The 24,716-nt window shown below is 63.6% G+C and carries 21 protein-coding genes; 11 read left to right on the forward strand and 10 right to left on the reverse strand.

Translation table 11 applies throughout. From position 1 onward, the window contains the following. Positions 1–157 precede the first annotated feature (157 nt). Positions 158–673 carry a hypothetical protein gene (locus GV027_RS10060; protein WP_159511768.1) on the reverse strand — a complete coding sequence of 172 codons (516 nt, stop codon included), beginning with the start codon at positions 671–673 and terminating at the stop codon, positions 158–160. Between the two features lie 961 nt (positions 674–1,634). Between GV027_RS10060 and GV027_RS10065 the strand changes: the two genes are divergently transcribed. Together GV027_RS10065 and GV027_RS10070 are read left to right on the forward strand one after the other, a co-directional pair. Next, the gene (locus tag GV027_RS10065) at positions 1,635–2,102 is read left to right on the forward strand and encodes an SRPBCC domain-containing protein (RefSeq protein ID WP_159511769.1); all 468 of its coding nucleotides are present in this window, start codon (positions 1,635–1,637) and stop codon (positions 2,100–2,102) included. Then, complete coding sequence (locus tag GV027_RS10070; RefSeq protein ID WP_201302604.1) at positions 2,099–2,461, forward strand: ArsR/SmtB family transcription factor; 363 nt, start codon at positions 2,099–2,101, stop codon at positions 2,459–2,461. Before GV027_RS10065 ends, GV027_RS10070 begins: the two co-directional genes overlap by 4 nt. A gap of 316 nt (positions 2,462–2,777) precedes the next feature. On the opposite strand, the gene GV027_RS10075 is transcribed toward GV027_RS10070, so the two are convergent. Together GV027_RS10075 and GV027_RS10080 are read right to left on the reverse strand one after the other, a co-directional pair. Then, positions 2,778–4,625 (reverse strand): M61 family metallopeptidase, encoded by a 1,848-nt coding sequence (locus GV027_RS10075; protein ID WP_159511770.1) that lies wholly within the window; start codon positions 4,623–4,625, stop codon positions 2,778–2,780. Between the two features lie 386 nt (positions 4,626–5,011). After that, entirely contained in the window at positions 5,012–6,184 is a 1,173-nt protein-coding gene (locus GV027_RS10080) for an alpha-hydroxy acid oxidase (RefSeq protein WP_159512847.1), read from the reverse strand. Between the two features lie 322 nt (positions 6,185–6,506). Here GV027_RS10080 and GV027_RS10085 point away from each other — a divergent pair, with 322 nt between their 5' ends. The 9 genes from GV027_RS10085 to GV027_RS10125 all read left to right on the forward strand — a co-directional run bounded on the left by GV027_RS10085 (position 6,507) and on the right by GV027_RS10125 (position 16,907). After that, on the forward strand, positions 6,507–6,956 hold the full coding sequence (locus tag GV027_RS10085; RefSeq protein ID WP_236559149.1) for an NUDIX domain-containing protein: 450 nt from the start codon (positions 6,507–6,509) through the stop codon (positions 6,954–6,956). Positions 6,957–7,087: 131 nt separating this feature from the next. After that, a complete protein-coding gene (locus GV027_RS10090) occupies positions 7,088–8,572 on the forward strand; it encodes a carboxylesterase/lipase family protein (protein ID WP_236559150.1) in 1,485 nt (494 codons plus the stop codon). A gap of 10 nt (positions 8,573–8,582) precedes the next feature. After that, positions 8,583–9,344, forward strand: a complete 762-nt coding sequence (locus GV027_RS10095) for an SDR family NAD(P)-dependent oxidoreductase (protein ID WP_159511771.1) — start codon at positions 8,583–8,585, stop codon at positions 9,342–9,344. Positions 9,345–9,473: 129 nt separating this feature from the next. Further along, positions 9,474–11,633, forward strand: coding sequence for a TonB-dependent receptor (locus tag GV027_RS10100; protein WP_159511772.1), 2,160 nt, complete (start codon positions 9,474–9,476; stop codon positions 11,631–11,633). A gap of 1 nt (position 11,634) precedes the next feature. Continuing rightward, on the forward strand, positions 11,635–13,038 hold the full coding sequence (locus GV027_RS10105; RefSeq protein ID WP_443029531.1) for an FAD-binding oxidoreductase: 1,404 nt from the start codon (positions 11,635–11,637) through the stop codon (positions 13,036–13,038). Positions 13,039–13,089: 51 nt separating this feature from the next. Continuing rightward, positions 13,090–14,025: an alpha/beta hydrolase gene (locus GV027_RS10110; protein WP_159511774.1), complete on the forward strand. Its 936-nt coding sequence runs from the start codon at positions 13,090–13,092 to the stop codon at positions 14,023–14,025. A gap of 9 nt (positions 14,026–14,034) precedes the next feature. Next, positions 14,035–15,339, forward strand: a complete 1,305-nt coding sequence (locus GV027_RS10115; protein WP_236559151.1) for an MFS transporter — start codon at positions 14,035–14,037, stop codon at positions 15,337–15,339. A gap of 96 nt (positions 15,340–15,435) precedes the next feature. After that, positions 15,436–16,188: a helix-turn-helix transcriptional regulator gene (locus GV027_RS10120; protein ID WP_107934067.1), complete on the forward strand. Its 753-nt coding sequence runs from the start codon at positions 15,436–15,438 to the stop codon at positions 16,186–16,188. A gap of 11 nt (positions 16,189–16,199) precedes the next feature. Continuing rightward, positions 16,200–16,907 (forward strand): FadR/GntR family transcriptional regulator, encoded by a 708-nt coding sequence (locus tag GV027_RS10125; protein WP_236559153.1) that lies wholly within the window; start codon positions 16,200–16,202, stop codon positions 16,905–16,907. A 370-nt stretch (positions 16,908–17,277) separates the two neighbouring features. Here the strand turns inward: GV027_RS10125 and GV027_RS10130 are convergent, their stop codons facing one another. From GV027_RS10130 to GV027_RS10160, 7 genes are all read right to left on the reverse strand, one after another. After that, positions 17,278–18,105: an HpcH/HpaI aldolase/citrate lyase family protein gene (locus tag GV027_RS10130; RefSeq protein WP_159511776.1), complete on the reverse strand. Its 828-nt coding sequence runs from the start codon at positions 18,103–18,105 to the stop codon at positions 17,278–17,280. Between the two features lie 10 nt (positions 18,106–18,115). Beyond that, positions 18,116–18,859 carry a GntR family transcriptional regulator gene (locus GV027_RS10135; RefSeq protein ID WP_031441437.1) on the reverse strand — a complete coding sequence of 248 codons (744 nt, stop codon included), beginning with the start codon at positions 18,857–18,859 and terminating at the stop codon, positions 18,116–18,118. Between the two features lie 83 nt (positions 18,860–18,942). Then, complete coding sequence (locus GV027_RS10140; protein ID WP_159511777.1) at positions 18,943–20,136, reverse strand: CaiB/BaiF CoA transferase family protein; 1,194 nt, start codon at positions 20,134–20,136, stop codon at positions 18,943–18,945. Then, positions 20,133–21,311, reverse strand: coding sequence for an acyl-CoA dehydrogenase family protein (locus GV027_RS10145; protein ID WP_082447108.1), 1,179 nt, complete (start codon positions 21,309–21,311; stop codon positions 20,133–20,135). The genes GV027_RS10140 and GV027_RS10145 overlap by 4 nt, the downstream gene beginning before the upstream one ends. Then, positions 21,308–22,702: an MmgE/PrpD family protein gene (locus GV027_RS10150; protein ID WP_159511778.1), complete on the reverse strand. Its 1,395-nt coding sequence runs from the start codon at positions 22,700–22,702 to the stop codon at positions 21,308–21,310. Before GV027_RS10150 ends, GV027_RS10145 begins: the two co-directional genes overlap by 4 nt. Then, on the reverse strand, positions 22,699–24,072 hold the full coding sequence (locus GV027_RS10155; protein ID WP_159511779.1) for an MFS transporter: 1,374 nt from the start codon (positions 24,070–24,072) through the stop codon (positions 22,699–22,701). The genes GV027_RS10150 and GV027_RS10155 overlap by 4 nt, the downstream gene beginning before the upstream one ends. 114 nt (positions 24,073–24,186) lie before the next feature. Then, positions 24,187–24,696, reverse strand: coding sequence for a MaoC family dehydratase (locus GV027_RS10160; RefSeq protein ID WP_159511780.1), 510 nt, complete (start codon positions 24,694–24,696; stop codon positions 24,187–24,189). Positions 24,697–24,716: the final 20 nt, after the last annotated feature.

The following is a 24,716-nucleotide window of genomic DNA, read 5'->3' on the forward strand; positions in this document are numbered from 1 at the left end:
CGCGCTGCCGGGCAGTTCCACCCATTTGCTGCCGTCCGTTCATAGTCGTAGCGCGCTGAAAATTAGAGGTTAGTCAGACCATCTCGAACGGCATCCGCATCTACGGGATGAAGCCTGCTCAACGGCTTATCACCTGAAGGTTTAGTCTTGGAACCTGTCATCTGATATTCCTAAAGACCTGTTTATAGACGATTGGTGTAGAAAGCAGTGGACTGGTGATCGTTGTATTCTCTACCAAATCCTGGCCGACACTATGATATTTTGAGGTTCGCTCGCTGTCGTCGCCGCGAAATTTCAGAGCGACGGTTCCACCGTCAGCTTCTACCGATACATCGAAAACAAGCTCTGGGACGAGTTTCCAGGTGACCGGATCTCCGCCTATCCAAACTACGATGGGTGTTTTGGCATCATAGGCGAGCCCGACCCGACCTCCTGCGGTAGAAATTCTAATCCTATTTACCGCGATGGACTTGCGGAGCCTCATCCGAATGCGAGGGCGCTTGTCGTCGGAAATGGTGGCGGTGCCGCTGTCGATTACTTTGAAAGCATTGTCACTCCGCGCAGTGTCCAGTTCATAGATGCCTGAAACAACACCCTGCACCGGGCTCGCGGAGCCTGAGGTAGAACTTAACATGGCAACTGCGATCACCGCCGATAAAGTATGATGACGCATCACACGCTCCTCGAATTTCGCTGCTCGTGGGTACGGGGGTAGCGACGATCCGGGGTAGCGCATAGGTGATACCTTGGCTGTCGGGGCGGGGGACTTACTCCCGCTTGTAGACACCCCGACGTGCGGAGGGCTGGCAGTCCGGAACGCCCATTTGCGGACGTCGCTCGTTTCGCTAAAGTGCGCTTCTAGAGGAGGGGCGTGTGCTGATACAAAGACTCGGCTGGCTCTCGCGCTTAAGCGTTATCGCAGTATCTTTTGTGTATATGCTTTTACTTCTGCCGCATACGGCCGGTATAGCCACTAATAATTTCAGATCTGGATGGTTCATTGTTGCGGTTATTATTTCTCTGGCTTGGTTTCCAGTAGCCCTTCTTCATCACCGATCACGGAGCACAAAAAGCGGGTTGGTAGAATTTCTTTCCTTTGCGGCTCTGACTTTATGTGCAGCCTTCTTCGCGGCATTGTTCAAAAACGCTTAGAACAGCCTTCCTAACGTCCGCTTTCGACCAGGTCGCGACGTTCGTCCGAGGATGTCTGGGGTGGGAAGTTGATCATTCGCGACGATGAACGAGCGTCCGAAGTCGGGGAGCGGGAAGGGTGGGGCGAATGGCGACTTATAGGTCTTGCGGGAAGGGGGGATAGGCAAGGCAGCGCTCGACGAAAATGCACCGTTAGCAAGTCGGGCGTTCGACGGCAGCTTCTGCCGGAATCTGCAAATGGGTCGGCGGGTATCCGTCTGACAGCAAGGCGCCCTAAGTGCGCGCCATTTGGCACCATCTGCCATTTTCAACGAACGGCGTTCGCGTTGTCGGCAAAAACGCGATCAATAAGTGCCGGTGACGCCTCGGTACTCCCGTGGCCATCGCAGATCCAACAGTCGCGGGCGCAATAGTGAAGTACAGACTTGACCAAAAGGCTCCTGAAAGTTAGTGAAGTCAAAGCTTCACTGAGGAGCGAATCGATGACCATCACACACGATACCTTCAAAATCCGCAAAATCTGCGATGCCGCTCCGCCCGCGATTTTTGGCGCCTTCGCTTTTCAGGACCGCAAGAGCAGGTGGTACGCCGCCAGTCCCGGACACGAGCCACTGTCCTACAGCTTCGACTTTCGTCCGGGCGGTGAGGAGAAGCTCACCGCCAGGATGCTGCCAGGCACTCCGATCGCGGGAAGGGAGCTGTGCTGGACCTCAACCTATGCTGAGATCGTCGATAACGCGCGGATCGTGTTCTTCCAAACGCTCGACGTCGATCAGGCCCGCGTGTCTGCTGCCGTGGTCACCGTGGAAATCTCGCCGCTCGACGACAAGAGCGAGGTCTTGCTGACGCACCAGGCCGTCTATTTCGAAGGCGCCGACGGCCCGGCAATGCGCCGGATGGGGTGGGACTTCCTGCTCGACACGATGGCTTCGGAACTGCAGCCCGCATGATGCAGCCTGCCGTAGAGACTGTCCGCTCGTCGAGGGTCGACCTTCTGTTTCATGCGCTGGGTGACGCCAATCGCCGTCGCATGGTGAGTCATCTTGCGGAGCGGCCCGCGAGCGTTTCGGAACTCGCTGCGGTACTGGCGATCAGCAAGACGGCAATAGGCCAGCACCTTGCCGTGCTTGAGGAAGCCAAGCTCGCCAGCTCGACCAAGCTTGGACGGGTGCGCACCTGTCAATTCGATCCTGCCGGGCTCGCGCCGTTGCAGGATTGGATCGACTATCACCGTCAGGAATGGAACGAGCGGCTGAACCGCCTTGATGATTTGATCAGTGGCATCGTTTCCAACAAAGACTGCGCCTGAACGTCGGCTTCTGCATAGAGCTGTCGTTCGGGTTATCGCTGCAATCGGCGGGAATGTCCCCAAACCAAGCCGCTCGGATCGGGCTTTTGCGACATGAACGCGCGGCCGGAGTTGTGAAGCCGAAAAGAGCCCGCAAGCGGCCGGGAATGGGTTTTCGCGGCCTCAAAACTCCCCGACAATTCTCTTCTCCGTGGTGCCCCCTATCATCGTCTGACGATGATCTTTTTGTCCTGGCTCAAATGCACGCGCTGCCGATTCCCATGGACATCCATGGATCAGACTTAAGCGTATTTGAAACCCCGAGTGTCGACCCTGCCTAGTTGGCCACTACATCCGGCCCGAGCCACGCGGCGCGAAACGCGAGTTGTTGGGCGGTTGGTTTAACCCCTGTGGTTTCGTAGCGGACCACCTCGACAGTGGGGTCGGCGAGGAACGTCAGCGTGGCGCGGCGGTCGAGGCCGCGTTGGCGGTAGGTGATGTCGGCGGTCTGACCGGGCTTGTAACGGCCAAGCGCCGCAGCCGCGTCAGCATCGCTGGTGATCACCGTCCCGCCTAGGCTGACGATCTGGTCGCCGTTGTCGAGGCCGGCGCGGTAGAGCGGAGTATCGGGGGCGGGCGCGCCGTCGATGCGGACGTCGGTGCCGGTAGTCTTGAGGCGGACGTTGCCGAGCCACGCGGCGGTCGGGTTGGCGGGACGGAGCTTCAGACCCGCCTGGTCGAGCAGGGGAGCATAGTCGGGAAGCGCCTCGGCATCGACCGAGGTCCTGAAGAAGGCGTCCGCGAAGGCGGGATCCTTCGTCACCTCGCCTAGCGCGCGCGACAGGTCGGCGCGGGTATAGGGGCGCTCGGGCTTGCCGAAGGTCTGCCACAGGTGGCGCATAAACGTGTCGAGCGTGATGCCCGGGTAACGCTGGCGCAATGTCAGGTCGAGGGCGAGCGCGAGGCCGGCGCCATAGGTGTAGTAGGATACGAAGATGTTGGGGTTCGTCGCGTCGATCGACTTTGACGCATCGACGAACGGCGCCCGCAGGCTCATTTCCTGCGGACCGCCGTAACGGCGTGCGGTGCCAGTGGTTAGCGCGTTGACGGTAGAGCCGACCCCGCGCAGATACGCGTCGATCGCGGATTCGCCCGCTCGGCGGATCATCAGCGGCCCGTAATATTGGGTGAACCCTTCCGCAAGCCAGAGCGACGGGGTCGGGTTGGCGCGGGTGAAGTCGAACGGTTCGAGCTCGGCAGGGCGGATGCGCTCGACGTTCCAGCTGTGGAAGAATTCATGGCTGAGTGTGTCGATCTGCGCAAAATTCGCCGCGGTGAACGAACGCGGCTGCGATATGATCGTCGAGTTGCGATGCTCCATGCCGTCGCCGCTGATCTGCGGCATATAGTCGGCGATAAAAGTGTAGGTGCCGAAGTCGTAGGCGGGGTGTTCGCCCCACATCGCGATGTGCTGCGCGACGACCTTTTTGGCGCTGGCGGCGAAGCGATCGAGGTCGGCGGGCGAGCCGTCGTGATGGACCGCGAGCCGGATCGTGGCGCGCGTCGGTCCCTCTCCGACCTGCCATTCGCGCAGATCGAAATTGGACAGCTCGGTGGGGCTGTCCATGAAATATTGGAAGTTGGGCGCGGCGAAGGTGTAGGGGTCGCCGGTCGGCTGGAGCTGGGTCGCGACCTTCCACTTGGCGTCAAATGGCACGAACCGGACGCTGATCGGGCGCGCGTCCTGCCCGACCGCCCACAAAAAGGTTGCGGGCATATTGAGATGCGCGTGGGTTGCGTCGATCTGCGCATATGTGCCGTCTCCGTGATCGCCGAACAGCGTGTAGGTGACGCTTACCGTCCCGTCGTGCCCGGGAATCGTCCAGCCATAGGGGTCGGTCCGCGTCATCGCGAGCGCGCGACCGCGGCCATCCTTGGCGGCGAGCGAATAGACGTTCTTGGCGAATTCGTGGATCGCGTAGCGGCCGGGCGAGGAGCGCGACATCTGGATGCGCAAGGGGGCCGGTCCGAGGTCGCGCCAGGTGACGGTCACCTGTGCCTCATGATGGACCGCGTTGGGGAAAGCGATCTCGTACCGGGTCGCCGCTGGCGCCTTGCTCTGTGCAATCGCGGGGCCGGCAAGCAACGCCAGCGTGGCGGTGCAGGTCGCGAAAATCGTCTTCATGGCTGGTCCCCCGGATCGTCTATCGGCACCTAGGATCGATCGACATTCACCTTGTCAATGCTCCCGCCAGCCGAGGAGGAACGGCGGCCAAGACCTAAAGCCGAGATTATCGCGTAGTCGTGTGACGGATATGAACGGGCGTCCGGAGTTGCGAGACGCTGAAAGCCGTCGGAACGGCCGGTCTTGGGGGCGAATCTGATTTGGGAGAAAATTGGAGCAAGAGCCCGAACTTTGGTTGGTTAAATGAAGGCGCAAGGCTGGTCTCTTGAGTATAGTTATGCAGAAACAGATCGGATCCGGCCAAGGCGGCAGGCGTCGGATACACAGGCATCGTTGAGCCTGCCCAGTAGCGCAGGCGAACATGGCGATCTTTTTCAAGTCGAGAGCTACGCCATATCACGCCGGTTTTCCCGAGACCGAACATGGCCACGTGACAGGGCTGCTGCATCGTTCACGCCGGCGAGCGTCAACGTGCGCTCGAACTCTTCTGTCAACAACGTCAGAGCGCGATCGACGCCTGCTTCTCCGCCGGCTGCGAGGCCGTACAGATAGGGGCGCCCGATCGAACAGGCGGTTGCCCCAAGCGCCAACGCCTTCGCCACGTCCGAGCCGCGTCGGATGCCGCCGTCGCAGATGACGTCCGGCCCACCGCCAACCGCGTCGCGTACCGCTGCGATCTGGTCGATCGGGGCGGGCGCTCCATCGAGCTGGCGTCCGCCGTGGTTCGATACCATCACGCCGGTCGCGCCCGACGCGATCGAACGTCGCGCGTCCTCGGGTGTCATCACGCCCTTGATCGCGAGCGGCCCGTTCCACTCGCGTGCGAGCCATTCGACGTCGCGCCAACCGACCGACCGATCGAACTGGCCGCCGATATAATCGAACAGGCTCATCGGCCCCGACGCGAGCGCGTCGATCCTGTGGCTCACGTTCGCGAGATCGAATTTTGACCCTGTCAGCGCGGGGAGCGACCATGACGGATGACGCGCGAAACTCAGTAGCGACTTCAGCGTCAGTTTGGGCGGCAGGGACAGTCCGCTGCGCCTGTCTCGCTCGCGGTTGCCGGCGACCGGCGTGTCGACGGTCAGCGCCAGCCCATGAAAGCCTGCATCCCGGCAACGCGCGACGAACTCTGCGGTCAGACCGCGGTCCTTGAAAATATAGATCTGGAAAACCTTCGGTCCGGCGAATGCCTGGGCAAGGTCTTCCAGCCGCGTCGTTCCCATCGTCGACAGACTGTACACTATGCCGTGACGCGCAGCGGCGCGAGCGACGGCCAGTTCGGCATGGCCGTGGAACATCCGGGTGAGCCCCGTCGGCGCCAGCATCAATGGCCAGCGCGATGGTTGTCCGAACAGCGTCGTGCCGGTCCGGATTACAGAGACGTCGTTCAGTATGTCCGGCACCAGCTCGTAGTTTGAAAATGCGGTGACGTTTCGGCGCAGCGACACTTCGTCGTCGGCGCCACCGTCAATATAGTCGAAGATCGGTCGCGGTAGCCGTTTGCGTGCCATGAGGCGCAGGTCAGCAACATTGTTCGCCCGGTGAAGCTGCCTCATGGTCGTGCCCGCGTCTTGATCGCAAACAGCTGTGCACCCTGATTCACCATCACTCTCCCACGTCTTGACCCCTCCCCGATGTCCGGGATGGCAAGCACGGCGAGCAGACGTGATCCCGACGCGTCGTCCCCGTGATCCGGATATCAGAAGAGCTGTCGCAGTCTGCGCGCATTCGGGGCAGGCGACGAAACCAATTCCTGTGCAAGGCCGCTGCATGACTGTGCGCACCGAAGGCATTTGGAGCGTACGGCCCTGTTCTAGGGTATCACTGCGAAGCGTCGACTACAGGCAGGGAAATGAGCGCGTGGGGATACATCATCGGATGGTCGGCAGGGTAGCAAGGCTGGTATGGCGGATCAGCAAGCCGCGCACGATCGGTGTCCGCGCTGTGTTGCTGGATCCGGACGAGAGGGTCGCGTTGGTGCGGCATACCTATGTCGATCAATGGTATCTTCCGGGCGGCGGCGTGAAAAAGGGCGAAAGTATCGCCGCCGCGCTTGTGCGGGAGCTTGCCGAGGAAGTGGCGATTGCTGACCCGGTAATCGAGCGGGTGCTGGGCGTCTATCACAGTCGCCGAGAGAGCAAGGACGATCATATCGTGATCTTTATCGTGCGAACGGCAGCAAGCAGAATCCTGGGTCGTGCTGATCTGCAAGAGATCGAACAGGCTGATTGGTTCCCGGTGGACGACCTGCCTGAAACTACGTCCCCGGCGACCCGACGGCGCATCGCCGAATACCGGCAGGGGGCGACTGGAACTGGAGCCTGGTAACGCGGGCGGGTGCTTGCCCGCCGTACGGCACGATCAAAACAACGATTAGCATAGCCTGAGTTCGAGACTGGCGCCTCACGGCTGCTACCTTTGCCTTCGACCGCTGCTGCGGATCCGAAGGAGAGAATATCGTGAGCGAACCTATGGTCTCCACCGCCGACGGTATCGTGCAGGGAAACGCTGCGGGCGGTGTTCTACGGTTCCTCGGCGTGCCTTACGCCGCGGCGCCGGTGGGTGCGAACCGGTTCGCGCCGCCACAACCGGTCACGCCGTGGCCCGAGGTGCGCGACGCGACGGTGGCCGGACCCAACGCGCCGCAGCGGACCAAGGCATTTCCCGGCCTCGATATCGTACCGCTGATCGGCAAAGGCTGGGTGCCGGGCGACGAGTATCTGACGGCGAATATCTGGCGTCCCGATGACGACCGGACCGGCTTGCCGGTGATGGTGTTCATCCACGGCGGCGGCTTCGTGATCGGCAGCAAGGATGCGCCCGTGCAGGACGGCGGCACCTTCGCGCGCGACGGCGTGATCTGCGTCGCGATCAACTATCGGATGGGGGTGGACGGCTTCCTGCCGATCCCGGGCGTGCCGACGAACCTTGGCCTGCGCGACATGATCGCGGCGTTGACGTGGGTACGAGACGGCATAACGCGGTTCGGCGGCGATCCGGGCAATGTCACGGTGTTCGGCGAATCCGCCGGCGCGATGGCGATCGCCGACCTGATGGCATCCCCGCTCTCAAGGGGATTGTTCCGGCGCGCGATCGTTCAGAGCGGGCATGGCGGGATGACGCGCTCGGTGCCGGTGATGCAGCGTCTGGTGAAGAAGCTGGCAAAGATCCTGAAGATCACCCCCGACGTCAGTGGTTTTGGCAGCGTGCCGTACGATGCGCTGATCGACGCGGTAGAGGCGGTATCCGCGCCGACCGCACGGATCGATCTGCGCGACGAGGGCGGGCACGAACCGGTGTTCGGAATCAGCCGCTTCGTCCCCGTCCACGGCGACGACGTGCTGCCGCAGCGTCCGCTCGATGCGCTAGCGAACGGTGCGGGCGCGCAAGTCGACCTGCTGATCGGCACCAACGCGGAAGAGATGAACCTGTACCTCGTCCCGACCGGCGTGCGGGACAAGATCGGGCGGTTGCTGGCAACCTATGTCCTCCACAAGTCGCAACCGCATGCCCGCAAGGTATTGAAGGTATATGGTATCGGGACGAAGGGCAGGAAGCCCGGCCAGGCGCTGACCGACGCGATGAACGACCTCGTCTTTCGCTGGCCCGCACGCAGGTTTGCTGAGGCGCACCAAGGGCGCACGCACATGTACGAGTTCGACTGGCGTTCGCCGATGTTCGGCGGCCAACTCGGTGCGTCGCACGGGATGGAGTTGCCGTTCGTGTTCGATACGCTGGCGACCGCAACCGGCGAGCAGGGCTTGTGCGGACCCAACCCGCCGCAAGACCTCGCCAACCGGATGCACGCGCTGTGGATCCGCTTCGCAACGGATGGCAGCCTGCCTTGGGTCGAGTTCGATGCAGAAACTCGACAGGTCTATTCGCTGGTCCGGCAGGAGGCGCGGCATGAGCCCGCCATGCCCGCCGCACCCTATCTGCCGTGAAGGACCGGTCATGTATCTCGAACGACTAAAGCTTACCGGCCGCCGTGCTGTCGTGACGGGTGGCGCGGCGGGGATCGGTCTCGCCTGTGCCGGGGCGTTAGCCGAAATGGGCGCGCACGTGACGTTAGTCGACCGCGACGCGACGGCGATCGCGGCGGGGCGAGCTGCGCTTGCGGACAAGGGCCATGCGGTCGACGGCCATGTGGTGGACGTGACGAACTCTGCACAGGTCACCGCCCTGGCCGATCAGCTCGGGGCGATCGACATTCTCGTCAACAATGCCGGCATCGCGCGGAGCGAGACCGCCGCTGAGGACGTCGCCGACGAGCATTGGCTGAACGTGCTCGACGTCAATCTCAACGGCACCTTCTGGTGTGCACGCGCCTTTGGACGGCACATGCTGGCGGCAGGGAAGGGAGCGATCGTTAATGTCGGTTCGATGAGCGGCTTCATCGTCAACCGGCCGCAACCGCAAAGCTATTACAATGCATCGAAAGCCGCGGTGCATCAGCTCACCAAGAGCCTCGCGGCCGAATGGGCGCTGCGCGGCGTGCGGGTGAACGCCGTCGCGCCGACCTATATCAACACCGTCCTCAACAGCTTCGCGGACCGCGAGGGGGAGATGTACAAGCGTTGGATCGACGGTACGCCGCAGGGGCGCCTGGGGGAACCTGAAGAAGTCGCGGCGATCGTCGCCTTTCTTGCCTCGGACGCGGCCAGTCTGATGACCGGCAGCATCGTGCTCGCCGATGGCGGCTATAGCTGCTGGTAGCGTACCGATCGGCGAAGTACGCGAGCCGGGCGGCACAGTCGACAACCTTTCAGACAGGTCAGCTATCAGATAGCTTGGAGCCTAGAAGTAGCCGGCGATGGATCGGCGCTCTGAGGGGATGAGGATCCAATGCGCTTCAAGACATTGCTCGCCGGAGGATGCGCCGTCGCCGCGCTCGCCACCACGCCGGTATCCGCGCAAGACGCCGCCGATCAGGCACAGGCGACATCTCCCGCACGCTCTGACGACATCATCGTCACCGCACGTCAGCGCCAGGAATCGTTGAAGGATGTGCCGATCGCGGTGACGGCGATCTCCGGCGACCGACTGAAGGAGTTGCAGGTCAATACGGTGAAGGACATCGCGTCCTACACGCCGGGCCTCAACATCAATTCCGACAGCGTCGGCCGCGCATTCGTGTCGATCCGCGGTATCGGTACGACGCTGATCGACACGGTGCAGCCCGGCGTCGGCATTTTCATTGACGGCGTCTATCAGCCGAACACATCATATCTGAACTCTCCGATCGTTGACGTCGCGCGGATCGAGGTTTTGCGCGGGCCGCAGGGGACGCTGTTCGGCAACAACACGCTGGGCGGCGCGATCAACGTCATCACGCGCCAGCCGGGTAACGAGTGGGAGGGGCGGTTCGACGCCGCGATCGCCGGTACGGACAACTACGCCTCGGTCTCGGGGTCGGTCAGCGGGCCGATCGTCCGCGACCTGCTCCAGTTCCGGATCGGCGCGTCCTATCACGAGCAGGACGGCTTCATGCGCAACACGCTGACGATCGGCGACATGAACCCGCTGAAGCAGCAGAGCGTCGGTGGCACGCTCCGCTTCACGCCCGCCGACTGGGCGGTGTTCACCGTCAACGGCAATTACGACCGGGCCGCAGGGGGCAGCACGTCGTACATCCATGTCGCCGGGCCGACCGATTACCGGCTTGATGGCGCGACCAACGTGCTGAACCGGGCGGTGATCGATTATTACGGCGCGAACGTGAAGGGCGAGTTCGACGTCGCATCGCTCAAGACCAAGATCACCGCGATTGGCGCGTACAACCAGAAGAATCTTTCCGGGGTCAATGACGGCGATTTTGGTGCGGTCGACCTGCTCCGTACCCGCGGTGGTTCGACCTTGAAGACCAAGACGGCCGAATTGCGCTTCGATACGCAGTGGAGCGATGCGTTTTCGACGCTCATCGGGCTGTATGGCAACCGTTACACGCAGGTGAGTGATCAGCTGACGACGATCGATTTCCGCGCGCTGCTGGGCCCGACCTTCCCGCTGCCCGCCTCGACCACGCCCTCGTCGACCTATGTCCGCAACGATACGCGCGCGATCTTCGCGACCGCTTTCCTGAAAGTGGGCACGCTCGATCTCGCGGTCGGTGGGCGCTACGATCATCAGAAGCTGGTCGCGAGCCAGGTCAACGGCGTGACGCCCTATACCGCGCCGGTCTATAAGAAGGACCAGTTCCAACCCCGCGTCACGCTGACCCAGCATTGGACGCCGGCGGTGATGAGTTATGCCTCGGTGGCCAAGGGAATCCGCGGCGGTGGCCAGAACGGTCCGGGTACGCGGCCGCAGGACGCAACGTACAAGGGCGACAATGTCTGGACCTATGAGCTGGGCACGAAGTTCGATGCATTCGACCGCCGCCTGACGATCAACGCGGACATATTCTACAACGACTACAAGGACTTCATCGGACAGAACTCGCTGGCGCCGAGTGCCACGGGCGGGTTCGTCGCGATCAACCTGAACACCGGCACCGTCAAGAGTTACGGCGCCGAACTGGAAGCGCACCTTCGCCTTAGCGATCATTGGCGGATCGACGCCGGCGCCTCGTATCTCCATGCCCGCATCACCGATGACAGCCAGTATTTCGCGACCACCGGCGTCCACGTATCAAGCGACCGTGTGATCTTCACGCCCGACTACAACTTCAACTTCAACACCACCTACACCGTCCCGGTCGGCGATAACGCGGTGTTGCTGGACGCGGGGATCTTCGGGAAGGGTAGCCGGATCGGGTCGTCGCTCGACCCCGATGTCGCGCCAAGACTATCGGCCTATGCTATCACCAACGCCTCGCTCGGCTTCCGCTTCTCCAGTGGCCTGACGGTAACCGCGTTCGGCACCAACCTGTTCAATACCAAATTCATCGAAAGCTATATCGACAAATCGGCGTTGGTGCGGGCCGGGCTTGCGCCGCTGGCGTCGAACCTCGCCATCCAGGGCGACCGCCGCCGATATGGCGTGCGCGCGAGCTTCCGGTTCTAGGATGACCATGCACGTCGAACAGATCGAAAGGGCGCCGCTCGATCCGGCGTTCGTCACAGCGCTCCAGCAGCGTTTCGGCACTGCGCTGCACATGAGCGACGCGATGCGCCTCCACCACGGCAGCAGCGAGGCGCATTTCGCCCCGATGCTGCCCGACGCGGTCGTCTTCGCGCGGTCGACCGAGGAGGTGGTGGATCTCGTCAGGCTGTGCGCCGCGGCCAAGGTGCCGATCGTGCCGTTCGGTGCGGGGACCTCGATCGAGGGCAACACGCTGGCTGTGCATGGCGGCGTTTCGGTCGACCTGTCCGAGATGACCCAGATCGTGTCGATCAACGCCGAGGACTTTGATTGTACGGTACAGGCCGGCGTCCGTCGTGAGCAGCTCAACGAGCATATCCGCGACTTAGGGCTGTTCTTCCCGATTGATCCCGGTGCGAATGCGACGATCGGCGGAATGGCTGCGACCCGCGCGAGCGGCACCAATGCGGTCCGCTATGGCACGATGCGCGAGGCCGTGCTGAGCCTGCGCGTGGTGACGCCAGACGGGCGCGAGATCCGTACGAGCCGTCGCGCGCGGAAGTCGGCGGCGGGCTATGATCTGACCCGGCTGTTCGTAGGCTCAGAAGGCACGCTCGGCATCATCACCGAGGTGACGCTGCGGCTGCACGGCATTCCCGAGGCGATCTCGTCCGCGGTGTGCAGCTTCGAGACGCTGAACGGCGCGGTCGATACGGTGGTTCAGGCGATCCAGATCGGTGTGCCGCTCGCTCGCGTCGAAATCCTCGACGACGTGCAGATGAAGGCGGTCAACGCCTGGTCGAAGCTAGATTACCCCGAACTGACCACGCTGTTCTTCGAATTCCACGGCTCGCCAAGCTATGTCGACGAACAGGCGGAGACCGTGCGCGAGCTCGCGGCGGCGAATGGCGGCGGCGACTTCCGCTGGTCGAACCTGCCCGAGGAACGCTCGAGGCTGTGGAAGGCCCGGCACGAGGCATATTACGCGGCGGTCAACCTGCGTCCGGGCGCAGTCGGCTGGGCGACCGACGTGTGCGTGCCGATCAGCCGCCTGGCGCAGTGCATCGGCGAGACCAAGGCCGACCTCCAGGCGTCGTCGGTCCCCGCGACCATTCTCGGTCATGTCGGCGACGGCAATTTCCATGTCGTCTTCTCGATCGATCCGGAGTCCGAGGCTGAACTGGCCGAGGTCTCGGCAATCAACGCGCGGATGGTCGAACGCGCGCTGGCGATGGACGGCACCTGCACCGGCGAACACGGCATCGGCATCGGCAAGCAGGACTGGCTGGTCGCCGAACTGGGCGACGCGGTCGAACTGATGCGGACGCTGAAGCACGCGCTGGACCCAGACAATCTGTTCAATCCGGGCAAGATCTTCGCGTTCTGAACGCCGTTCCGGTATCGGACGCGCGTCACAACAAGGATCGTGGAGAGAATGATGGACAGCCTGCACCTGGTGGATCCGACGCTGCGCCCGCTGCTCGAGATGATGCCGCAGATCTCGCTCACCGCCGACATCCTGCCGGCGATGCGCGACCGACCGTCGATGCTGCCGCCTGCCGACGAAACCCTGGCGACGCTGGAGATCCATACGGTTCCAGGGCCTGCCGGGGCGCCTGATATCGACCTGCACGTCTTCCGTCCGGCGGGCGTCACCGGCGCCCTGCCGTGCATCTATCACATGCATGGCGGCGGCTATGTGATGGGCAAGGTGTCCGACTATGAACCGTTAGTCCGTCCGCTCGTCGCCGATTTGCAATGCGTCGTGGTGTCGGTCGAATACCGGCTGGCGCCTGAGACGAACTTCCCCGGCCCGATCGAGGATTGCTACGCAGGACTGGTATGGACGATCGCCCATGCCGACCGGCTCGGGATTGATCCGGCGCGGCTCGGCGTGATGGGGCAGAGCGCGGGCGGCGGGTATGCTGCCGCACTGGCCTTGATGGTGCGCGACCGGGGCGAACACGCGCTCGCATTCCAGCATCTGATCTACCCGATGCTCGACGACCGTAGCTGTACCGCACCGCCGCATCCCTATGCCGGCGAGTTCGTCTGGACCGCTCAGAGCAATCGTTTTGGCTGGACCGCGTTGCTCGGCCACGCGCCCGGTGGCGATGCCGTGTCACCCTATGCGGCACCAGCGCGGGCGACGGACCTCGGCAACCTGCCGCCCGCCTATATCGCGACCGGCGCGCTCGATCTCTTCGTCGAAGAGGACATCGATTACGCGACGCGGCTGATCCGCTCCGGAGTGCCGGTCGAGCTTCACGTCTATCCCGGCGGCTATCACGCCTTCGACATCTTCGCCGACGGTCCGGTCTCGCAACAGGCACGCCGCGACAGCCACGAGGCTCTGCGCCGTGCGCTTGCATAAGGATCCAGAATGACCGATTTCGCCCGACCGATGGAGGCGGCCGCACCGCCGTTTGCCAAGACGCTGTTGCCGCTGCTCGCGCTCGCGCTGGCCATGGCGGTCGGCTTCACGATGATGGGCGCATTCGGCACGGTGCAGGAAGGCGCGAAAGCCGAACTCCACCTCAGCGACTATACGCTGAGCCTTATCCAGGGGCTGTCGGCGGCGCTGCCGCTGGCGGTGTTCTCGATCCCGATCGGCATCATGGTCGATCGCTACAACCGCGAGCGAATGATGATCGCACTCGCGTTCGTGTGGACGCTGGGCATGGTGCTGACCGGGCTCGCGCACAGCGTTCCGTTGCTGTTCGTCGCACGCATGCTGACCGGGATCGGCACGACCGGCGCGCTGACCGCGGCGCTCTCGCTGTGCGCCGATTTCTGCGTTCCGACGCAGCGGGGTAGGGCGATGCTGATCGTCAACCTCGGCAAGTCGCTCGGCGTCGCGCTCGCCTTGGCACTGTCGGGCGCACTGTTCGGGCTGTTCGCACATGGCAGCGCGCCAGCGTGGTTCGCAGGCATGATGCCGTGGCGAAGTGTGCATCTGTGCCTGGCAGTCGTCAGCATGCTCGCCATCCTGCCACTGTTCCTGCTGCGCGAACCGGTGCGGCAGGAGGTTGCGGCCGGCACGCATGCGCCGTTCAAGGTCGTGGCCGGTGAACTCTGGGCGCGTCGCGTGTTCCTGATCCCGTTGTTCGTCGGCCAGATCAGCGTCGTGATGGCCGATGCCGCGGCTGGGATCTGGGTTTCGCCGGTCCTGTCGCGAACGTTCCACCTCCAACCCGACCAGTTCGCCGGCTGGATGGGCGCGCTGCTGTTCGGTGCCGGCGTGGTCGGTGCGATCGTCGGCGGTCTGTCCGCCGATCGCGGGCAAAAGAGTGGCCGCCGCGGTGGTCTGCTGATCGGTGCGATTTTTGCCGCCGCACTCGGCGTACCCGCGGCGTTGTTCCCGATCATGCCTTCGGTCCCGCTGTTCGGGGTCGCCGTGGGTCTGTTGGTAACGTGCGGTGCGGTGACGGGCGTTGTGACTTCGGTGGCGTTGACCGTGCTGATCCCCAACGAACTGCGCGGGTTGTGCATCGGCGCGTTCATCGCGATCGCGGGGCTGATCGGCTACGGCCTCGCACCCACGCTGGTCGCGGCTGCAAGCGGCATGCTGGGCGGCGAAGCGCATCTCGCGCAAGGTCTCGCGATCGTCGGCGTGATGACCAGCGCGATCTCCGTCGTCGCATTTACGATGGCAATGCGTCGCGCGCCGGTATCAGCAACGGCTTGACCTGTAAGATAGCTCTTGCAGGAACTATCTGATAGCTGCATGATCGACGCAAACCCGGCAAACGGGTGACGGAGAGCGGTGGTGGGCGAGGGAAGCATGCAGAAGGAACGCGTCACGGTGTCGCCCGAGATGGCGGCATTCATCGGCGAGGGCATGGTCGACCCGACGACGTTTCCCGCCGATGCCGTGGTCCTCTGCTTCACGCTGGGCGAGCAGACGCCGGCCCAGGTCACCGTCACGACCGGTGCGGTTCCTTCGGAGGAGCGGGCGGTCCTCATTCTTGCAGTCGAACGCGGTGCCTGCCTGCGGGTCTTCGATTACGCGCCTGACGCGAACATCGCGTGTCATCTGCCGAGCGAATTGCGGCTGATCGTCGTCGCAATCCGCGATTGCGCGCTCTCCGAGCCCTGGCGCAGCACACACCGGTCCGCGAAATGCATCGAACTCCTGTCCATCACGTTTCAGCGGATCGTCGAGGACGACCTTGTGCCGCTCGCGGGCGCCGGGCAGTTGTCTGCGAGGGACAGCCAGCGGATCGTTGCGGCCAAGCGGATGATCGACGAGCGCTGGGGTGAGAAGATGACGCTCGATTCGATCGCGCGCGCTTGTGGACTGAACCGTGCGAAGCTGACCCGCGGCTTCCGCGACATGTTCGCCTGCACGGTCGCCGACGCGCTGCTGGACAGGCGGCTCGGAGCGGCACGCCAGATGCTGATCGCGACCGATCTGCCGGTATCGTCGATCGGATACCAGTGCGGCTATCTCAACAATGCCAGCTTCACGCGGGCCTTCTCGCGGCAGTTCGGCGCGACCCCGTCGTCGCTGCGCGCACCACGGCTCGCGGCATGAGCGCGACCAGCGTGCGACTGATCGAGGGCGGCTCACTGGTTGATCAGGCGGTCCATGCGGTCCGCACGCATATCCGCACGAACGACATGAAAGTCGGCGACACGCTGCCGTCCGAAGGGCATTTTGCGACAGAACTGGGTGTCAGCCGCCCAGTACTCCGCGAGGCGTTCGGCGCTCTAGCGGCGTTGCGACTTATCGACGTAGGCAACGGCAGGCGCGCGCGCGTAGCCGCGATCGACGGATCTGTGATGGCAACGTCGCTCGACCACGCGGTGGCGACGGCGCAAATCTCGATGGTACAGATCTGGGACGTGCGCCGTACGCTGGAACTGCGCACTGCCGAGCTCGCCGCGATCGACCGCACCGACGACGAGGCGCAGACGATCATCGGTCTGGCCGAGGCAATGGAAGCAGCCGGTAGCGATATCGATGCGCTGACCCGCCACGACATCGCGTTTCACCAAGCAATCGCGCAGGCTGGACGCAACATGTTGTTCTTGCAGATCATCCGCTCGTTCGCACCGATGATGGTTCATGCAGTTCCTGCAGCGTGGGCAACGCGGACCACCGCGCGGCAGCGTGCCGCCGTGCTGGCACATCATCATGCGTTAGCGCGCACGATCGCCGATCGTGACCCGAAAGCTGCGACCGCAGCAATGAACACGCATTTTGTCGCGTCCATCGGTGATCTGTTTGCCCGTCGTGAGAATGATAATTAGCCAGCGCTTTCTGGACGAGCATCGATCGTTATTCAAAGAGTTTAGAGCACCGGCTGTACCAACAGAATGACATCAAGGATTGGCGGGTGTGGACGCATATATGTCGTCTCAAAGGACGTAGCTCTGCGAGCCGGTACGGGCAATGAAGGTTGCGAAATGCCTGAGCCTTGGAAGGTCTGAGATCAGATGCACATGTCAACGAATTGACCACGCTTCCAAGCATCCTCCGTTGCGTTCCCCCGCCGAAACCGGCTCTAGTCAATGATAAACGAGCGTCCATTTCCGTGACGCAACTGACTGCATTTGAACGTCCGCAACTGGGTCATCCTCCGCAAATATTGCGACCCGGTAGGCCATCCGGACTGTCTGCTTACCGGCGGAAAGAATCAAATGCCGAATATGTATCAAGAACTCGACGAGCGCGATCGACGACGGGTTTGTCGATTAGTTTGCCGTCGACGGCAACGGCTCCGAACGCGCCGTCGATAGCGGCAACCACGCGGGTGGCCCAGTCCACGTCAGAGGCGGAGGGCAGGAATGCCGCGTTGACGATCCCCACCTGTCGTGGATGGACGCAAAGCTTTCCGCCGAAGCCGAAGCGACGTGCGTGGTCGGTGTCGCGTGCCAGCGCCTCGTCGTTAGAGAGATCCGTGGAAACGCCATCAACCGGTGCTGCAAGTCCGGCGCTTCGCGAGTGAAGGACGAGCTGGGTACGGACATAGTCGATCTCCGCCTGGTCGCCGTCGATGCCGGCGTCCGCCTGAAAGTCCACCGTGCCGAACGACAGCCGTGAGAGACCGGGTGCGGTGACGAGGTCCGCCAGGTTCAAGACCGCCGAAACGGTTTCCACCAGTGCATGGAGCGGCTTGCCGGCTGCTGCCTCGTGCATCGCCGCGAAGTCCGACGCGCGCTCGGCCTTGGGCAGCATCAGTCCAGCGACGCCTGGCAGTGCGGCGAGTCCACGTACGTCGTCCGCATGCCACTCGGTATCCAGACTGTTGACGCGCACGAAGAAGCGCGGTTCCGGCAGACTGGCGAGCGCATCGTATATCGTATCGCGCGCGGCAACTTTGCGGTCGGGGAGGACAGCGTCTTCGAGATCGATCACAACGAGGTCCGCGCCGCTCGCGCGCGCCTTTTCGAAACGCTCGGCACGATCGCCGGGCACGAACAGGATACTGCGGGCGGCACTGGTCATGAAAAATCCTCTACAGGCCGGATACGGGATCGCGGCGGAAAGTCTGGGAATAGGAATAGCGGTCCGCAGGATGGGTGTTGATCGCCATCTCGACGACCTCGCCACGTGCGTTCAAATACTGGCGCGTCAGGCGCAGGCCCGGCGCACCGGTCTTGGTTTCGAGCAATTTGGCGATCGGCGCGGGGATCGCCACCGCTTCGATATGCTGGCGGACTTCGGCGACGCGCTCGCCAAACTGTTCCTCGATCCGGCTGAAGATCGGCACGTCGCCGACATCGTCGTCGAGCTTCAGGCTGCGGAATGCCGGGTGGAGATAGATGTCCGAAAAGGAGATCGGGCTGGTCCCGGCGGCGCGGCGCAGCGCCATGAGATGCAGCCAGGTCTGGCCCGATGTCGCGCCGACCTGTTCGGAGAGCGGGCCGTCCAGCGCGATCGTCTCGCGCGCGATGATCGTGAGGCTGGTCTCGTTGGTGTATTGCTGGAGATCGGACAGCCCCTCCATCACCTGGCGATACGCCGCCGGGCGCGACAGCCCGAGGACGCGCGTGCCGACCCCGGCCTGTCGCGAAACCATGCCCGATTGCACGAGCCGCTTGATCGCCTCGCGCACGGTGAAGCGGCTCGCGCCGAACTGGTCGCACAGCTCGAACTCGGTCGGCAGCAGCGTGCCAATTGGATAGCGCCCATCCTCGATCTCGTTGATCAGCGTCTGGGCGAGTTGCAGGTAACGCGGTTGCTGACGAAGCTGGGGCATCAAATATCCATCGGTCGCTTTGTCGGGTGATCCGGACAATAGCGCACCGTCCAATGCCTTGGCGTTTGATGCAAGCGCGGGTGTCACCGGACCGCGCCGCGGGTCCGCAAGGCTGCCACGTCGTCATCGGTGTAGCCAAGCGTCGCGAGGATGGCGCTGGTATCCGCACCGAGTGTGGGAGCAGCCTTGTCCGGATGTTCGACGCCGCCCGCGCGGATCGAGGAAGCGATGCCGGGCAGGGGGCCGTGTTCGGGATGCTGGAAATCGATGATCCGCTTCGATTCCGCGAGAAACGGATTGTCGAGCGCTTGCTGAACGTCGAGCACTGGCGCGGCCGGCACGCGTCCTTCGAACAGCTGCATCCAGTCCGCCGTGGTGCGGGTCGACAGCACCGCATCGAGATCGGCGTTGAACGCCGGACGGTTCTCCAGCCGGGCGGCGAAGGTCGCGTAGCGCGGATCGGTCGCCCATTCGGGACGCTCGATCAGCCCGCACAGAACCTCGAAGAACTTCTCCTTGTTGCACATCACGAAAATCCAGCCGTCGCTGGTCGTGTAGAGCTGGCTGGGGGTGAGCGAGGGATGGCTCGATCGCGACGTGCGTTCGACGGTGACGCCGCCGTTGAGATACCATTCGGCGACATAGTTGAGGTTGCCGAGCGCGACGTCGAAGAGGCTGACGTCGAGATCGCGGCCGATCCCGCTGCCGCGCGCCGAGACGACGCCGGCCAGGATGGCGAGCGCAGCGGTGGTGCCGGTCATGAAGTCGACGATCGACAGCCCGAAGCGTGCGGGCGGCGTTCCCGGCTCGCCGGTGAGCGACAGATAGCCGGCCTCGGCCTGCATCAGATAGTCATAGCCTGGCCATGCCGCGCGGCTGCCGGTACGACCATAGGCGGAGAGGTGGACGCAGGCGATCGCGGGGTTGAACTGCGACAGTGCGGCATAGTCGAGCCCGAGCTTTGCCGGCAGGTCGCCGCGCAAATTGTTGAACACCACGTCCGACTCCGCGACGAGCTTCTCGAGCACCGCGCGCCCATCCGCGCTCTTCAGGTCGAGGCCGATGCTGCGCTTGTTGCGGTTGAGCGATTCGTAGAAATGGCTGTCGCCCGGTGCGAAGAAATACGGGCCGACATGCCGACCGATATCCCCGCCATCCTTGTGGTTCTCGATCTTGATGACCTCGGCGCCGAGATCGGCGAGCTGCTGCGTACCGAACGGCCCGGCGCCATATTGTTCGACCGCGACGATGCGGAGACCCGCGAGTGGCTGGTTCATGCCGGGTTCCGCGCGATGATCTGCTTGGCGATGATGATGCGTTGCAGTTCGTTGGTGCCTTCGCCGATCGTCAGCAGCGGCGCATCGCGGTAGAGCCGCTCGACATTATATTCCTTCGAATAGCCGTAGCCTCCGAAGATCCGCATCGCCTCGATCGCATTTTCCAGCCCTGCTTCGGTCGCGAAATACTTGGCCATGCCGGCTTCCATGTCGCAGCGCTCGCCACGGTCGTACGCCTTGGCGGCGGCTTCGGTGAGCAGCCGCGCGGCGTAGGTGCGCGTCGTCATCTCGCCGAGTTTCAGTTGGATCGCCTGATGCTCGCAGATCGGCTTGCCGAACGTCTTGCGCGTCTGCGCATAGGCGACCGCCTCGTCGAGTGCTGCCTGCGCGATGCCGACACCGCGCGCCGCAACGTTGATGCGGCCGAGTTCGAGCCCGCCCAGCACCTGCTTCAGGCCGACGCCCTCGATCCCGCCGATCAGGCGGTCGACTGGCACACGGTAGCCGTCGAAGGTCAGCGCGTTGCTGTCGATCCCCTTGTAGCCGAGCTTCTCCAGCTTCTTCGACACGATGAAGCCGTCGCCCTTCTCGGCGATCAGCAGGCTCATCCCCTTGTGGCGTGGCTCGGCGGCCGTGTCGGTCTTGACCAGCAACAGGATGGTGTTGCCCGAGCCCGAATTGGTGATCCACATCTTGCTGCCGTTGACGACATAGTCGTCGCCGTCGCGGACCGCGGTGGTGCGGATCGCCTGCAGGTCGGTGCCCGCGTCGGGCTCGGTCAGGCCGATACCGCCGCGCAGTTCGCCGGTCGCGAATTTGGGAAGGTAATGATCCTTCTGCGCCTCGGTACCGCAGCGCTGGACCGTCATCGCCATGATCATGTGGCTGTTGATGATCCCTGCGACCGACATCCACACGGTCGAGATCTTCTCGATGATCCGCGCATAGGTCAGCGTTGAGATGCCGAACCCACCGAATTCGGGGGCGATCATGAGCCCGAACAGGCCCATCTCCTTCATCGTGTCGACGATCTTCTGCGGATATTCGTCGTCATGCTCGAGCTGGTGGACGAACGGCTTCACATCGGTTTCGAGGAACTTGTCGATCGAATCGAGGATCATGATCTCTTCGTCGGTCATCGCGCCATCGGCGGCGATCGCGTTTGCCAGGGTCATGCGGATACTCCTTGAGGGGCAGTGGCGCCGGCGAGGATGTCGCCGAGCGCGGAAGCGGGGTGCAGGTGCAGGTCGAGCACGGAGGCGCGGATATGCGCCGCGCGGGTCGCGTCGACCGTGCGAGCGGCGTTCTCGAAATATTTGGCGTCGATGTCGGCGTTGCTGAGCGGCCGGTCGGATGCACCGCGGTTGATCGCCTCGCGGTGGCGCAGCATCCGGCCATCTCGGGTTTCGACCATGACTTCGCCGGTGAAGTGCTTGGGATAATCGCTTTCGGGGTCGACGGCGTATGAGACGCGGGCGGCCAGATCGAGCACCGCCGGATCGTTCAGTGCTGCCGGATCAAGCGAATCGAGCGTGAACTTGCCCGTCAGCAGCGCGGTCGCGACCGTGTAGGGGATCGAGAATTGCGCGTCGTAGCCGGTGTGTGGCGTCCGCTTGGGAGCGACCGGCTCGCAGACGATCGGGATGACCGCCTCGGGCACCAGCACGATGACCGTGGCGATATCGGCGGCGGTCAGGTCGTATTCCGCACGCAGCGCGATCGCCGCATCGATCGCGGCGTGTGTCATGTGGCAGGCGGGAAGCGGCTTCACCGACACCGCCTCGATCTCCCAGGTATCGCCGAGCGCTTCGGTCGCCTGCGCGAGCAGGGCAGGGGCGGCGTCGCGAAGATACAGGGCATAGAGACCGAACCGGCCTTCATAGGCAGCAGGCGGTCCGACGAAGCCGCGCTTGGCAAGCGTCGCCGCGGTCAGGGCCGAACTCGCCGCCCAGCCAGGATGCAAGCGCTTGGTCCACGCACCGTCGGCCAGGAACTCCAGACTCCCGCCGGCCATCGACAACACGATCCCCTGCGCCATCGCAATCTGCTGCGCGTCGAGTCCGAGCAACCTGCCGGCCGCGAGCGTCGATCCGAACGCGCCGATCAATCCGGTCGGGTGAAAGCCGAAGCCGTGAAACCCGCCCGCGCCGACGGCCGCGACCCGCGTCGAAACCTCCATCGCTGCGATATAGGCGACGAGCAGGTCGGCGCCCGACGCGCCGGCTTTGTCCGCCGCGACCAGCGCAGTCGGAAAGGCGCTGACGGTCGCATGGATGATCCCGCGTGAATGCGTGTCGTCATAGTCGAGGCCGTGCGTAACGACGCCGTTCATCAGCGCAGCGTCTCGCATCGCCAGCGTGCGGCCATAGCCGAGCACCGGCGCTGTTCCGCTGCCGAGGTCGCCCGCGGCGGCGAAAGTCGCCTCGGCCCAGTCTGCGCCAACTGCCGCTAGGCCCGTGCCGACCGAGTCGAGGATCAGGTGGCGTGCGCGCTCCTTGACCCGCTCGGGAATGGCATCGATCGTCAGGCCAGTCGCGAAATCGGCGAAGGTTTGCGAGAGCGTCACTTGGCGGCCCCCCCAATGACCAGCGAGTCGTCGGCGACGTCGTCGAGCGACTGACCGGTGGTCTCGATGTTCAAAAGACCGACGGCGGCGATCATGCAGGCGAGCACCACGCCGACCATGCCGAGCACGCCCTCCAGCCCGAAGCGCTCAAACAGCGCGACGGTGGCATAAGGCGTGACCATCGACGCGGCCCGTCCGCACATGCCCGCGAAACCGGTGCCACGCAGCCGATAGGCGGTCGGGAACAGCTCGGGGATGTAGGCAAACAGCGCCAGCGTCACGAGCGTGTAGATGCTCGACACGAGCAGGAAGCCCGTTAGCGGCACCATCAGGTCACCGTGCGCATTGGGATACAGGAAGCCGAAGATCATGATCGCGACGGCCGCCGCGATCAGCGAGGCGCGACGCGAGATGCGGTCGGCGATACCGATCGCGACGATCGCACCGAACACGCTGCCGAACGACATCAGCGTCGTGTACCAGAGCGAGGTGACGATTCCCGTGCCGTGGCTCACCAGGAAGGTCGGCAACCACGCGACGAACCCATAGACCGAGACGTTGACCGCGATCGCGGCGAGCGTCGCGGCGATCAGGCGGCGGCGCAGTCTGGAGCCGAAGAGCGCGCTGAGCGGTGCGTGGACCTTTGGTACGATGCGGACTTCGGGGACGGCGGCGAGGGGGCCCTTGTGCTTGACGACGTCGGCTTCGATCTCGCGAAGCGTCGCCTCTGCCTCCTCGTTGCGGCCGACCGATTCCAGCCACCGCGGCGATTCCGGCATCTTCTTGCGCATCACCCAGACGATCAGCGCAAGGATGCCGCCGATCGCGAACATGTAGCGCCAGCCAAGCGTCGGGATGACGATATAGCCGACCGACGTCGCGACCAGCAGGCCCGAATTGACAACCATGCCCATGATCGACACCCAGCGACCGCGATAGGCCGGCGGGATGAACTCGCCGAGCGTGCCCGCCGCGACCACCAGCTCGGCGCCGAGGCCGATGCCCATGATGAAGCGGCAGACGATCAGGAACGTCATGTTGGGCGAGAAGATCGCCGCGATCGAGGCTAGCCCGAACAGCGCGAGGTTGAACTGGTAAGAGGCGCGACGTCCGAAGCGATCGCCAACATAGCCGGCCATGCCTGCGCCGATCATCATGCCGAGGAAGGTCATCGACATGAACACCGCGGCCTGCGCCAGCGTCGAGAAGCCCTCGGCCTTCAGCGCGGCGATGACACCCCCCGCGAGATACACGTCGAACGCGTCTAGGAATGCGCCCGCGCTGATCAGCCCCAGGATGCGCCAGTGGAATCGGGAGATAGGCAGACGGTCCAGCCTGGCTCCTGCGTTGACGGCGATGGTATCGGCCATGGGGCTACCTCTCTTCGTAATGACGACGGGCCGGGACTTCTTATGTCGAAGTTCTCGCAGGCCGCGCTGGGGGCGTCCGGTCACCAACGGCGACCGGTTAGTCGATCAGTCAGGCTATTTGTCGTCGGGAGATTCGCCGCGCTTGTAGACCAGCGAGTTGCGCGTGAACTCCATGATCTGCGTGGCGTCCTGGTTGAACGCCCGAGTGCGGGTGGTGACGATCCCCTGCGTCGGGCGCGACTTGGACTCGCGGATTTCGAGTACCTCGGTTTCCGCGGTCAGCGTGTCGCCGCCGAACACCGGATGGGTAAGCTTGATCTCGGTCCAACCGAGATTGGCGGGGGACTTGCCGCTCACGTCGTTGACGGTCATGCCGAGCACGATCGCCAGGGTCAGCCCGCTATTCACCAGCAGCCGCCCGAACTCGCTCTTGGCGGCATATTGCGCGTCGCAATGCATCGGGTGCGAATTCATCGTCATCAACGAGAACTGGATATTGTCCGCGTCGGTTATCGTCCGCCCGGGGCGATGCTCGTAAATGTCGCCGACGACGAAATCCTCGAGATACCGGCCATAGCTCGCGCGGTAGCGCTGCTCGCCAACCTTGATAGCCGAAAGGCTCATACATCCTCCTTATCGCTTTG

Origin of the sequence: Sphingomonas sp. T1, assembly GCF_902506585.1 — a bacterium.
GTDB lineage: Bacteria > Pseudomonadota > Alphaproteobacteria > Sphingomonadales > Sphingomonadaceae > Sphingomonas > Sphingomonas aerolata.

What these genes read in the sequence shown, in the direction of transcription:
- GV027_RS10060 (WP_159511768.1), bottom strand. Translation starts at nt 673, where the DNA reads ATGCGTCATCATACTTTATCGGCGGTGATCGCAGTTGCCATGTTAAGT.
- GV027_RS10065 (WP_159511769.1), top strand. Translation starts at nt 1,635, where the DNA reads ATGACCATCACACACGATACCTTCAAAATCCGCAAAATCTGCGATGCC.
- GV027_RS10070 (WP_201302604.1), top strand. Translation starts at nt 2,099, where the DNA reads ATGATGCAGCCTGCCGTAGAGACTGTCCGCTCGTCGAGGGTCGACCTT.
- GV027_RS10075 (WP_159511770.1), bottom strand. Translation starts at nt 4,625, where the DNA reads ATGAAGACGATTTTCGCGACCTGCACCGCCACGCTGGCGTTGCTTGCC.
- GV027_RS10080 (WP_159512847.1), bottom strand. Translation starts at nt 6,184, where the DNA reads ATGAGGCAGCTTCACCGGGCGAACAATGTTGCTGACCTGCGCCTCATG.
- GV027_RS10085 (WP_236559149.1), top strand. Translation starts at nt 6,507, where the DNA reads ATGGTCGGCAGGGTAGCAAGGCTGGTATGGCGGATCAGCAAGCCGCGC.
- GV027_RS10095 (WP_159511771.1), top strand. Translation starts at nt 8,583, where the DNA reads ATGTATCTCGAACGACTAAAGCTTACCGGCCGCCGTGCTGTCGTGACG.
- GV027_RS10100 (WP_159511772.1), top strand. Translation starts at nt 9,474, where the DNA reads ATGCGCTTCAAGACATTGCTCGCCGGAGGATGCGCCGTCGCCGCGCTC.
- GV027_RS10105 (WP_443029531.1), top strand. Translation starts at nt 11,635, where the DNA reads ATGACCATGCACGTCGAACAGATCGAAAGGGCGCCGCTCGATCCGGCG.
- GV027_RS10110 (WP_159511774.1), top strand. Translation starts at nt 13,090, where the DNA reads ATGGACAGCCTGCACCTGGTGGATCCGACGCTGCGCCCGCTGCTCGAG.
- GV027_RS10115 (WP_236559151.1), top strand. Translation starts at nt 14,035, where the DNA reads ATGACCGATTTCGCCCGACCGATGGAGGCGGCCGCACCGCCGTTTGCC.
- GV027_RS10120 (WP_107934067.1), top strand. Translation starts at nt 15,436, where the DNA reads ATGCAGAAGGAACGCGTCACGGTGTCGCCCGAGATGGCGGCATTCATC.
- GV027_RS10130 (WP_159511776.1), bottom strand. Translation starts at nt 18,105, where the DNA reads ATGACCAGTGCCGCCCGCAGTATCCTGTTCGTGCCCGGCGATCGTGCC.
- GV027_RS10135 (WP_031441437.1), bottom strand. Translation starts at nt 18,859, where the DNA reads ATGCCCCAGCTTCGTCAGCAACCGCGTTACCTGCAACTCGCCCAGACG.
- GV027_RS10140 (WP_159511777.1), bottom strand. Translation starts at nt 20,136, where the DNA reads ATGAACCAGCCACTCGCGGGTCTCCGCATCGTCGCGGTCGAACAATAT.
- GV027_RS10145 (WP_082447108.1), bottom strand. Translation starts at nt 21,311, where the DNA reads ATGACCCTGGCAAACGCGATCGCCGCCGATGGCGCGATGACCGACGAA.
- GV027_RS10155 (WP_159511779.1), bottom strand. Translation starts at nt 24,072, where the DNA reads ATGGCCGATACCATCGCCGTCAACGCAGGAGCCAGGCTGGACCGTCTG.
- GV027_RS10160 (WP_159511780.1), bottom strand. Translation starts at nt 24,696, where the DNA reads ATGAGCCTTTCGGCTATCAAGGTTGGCGAGCAGCGCTACCGCGCGAGC.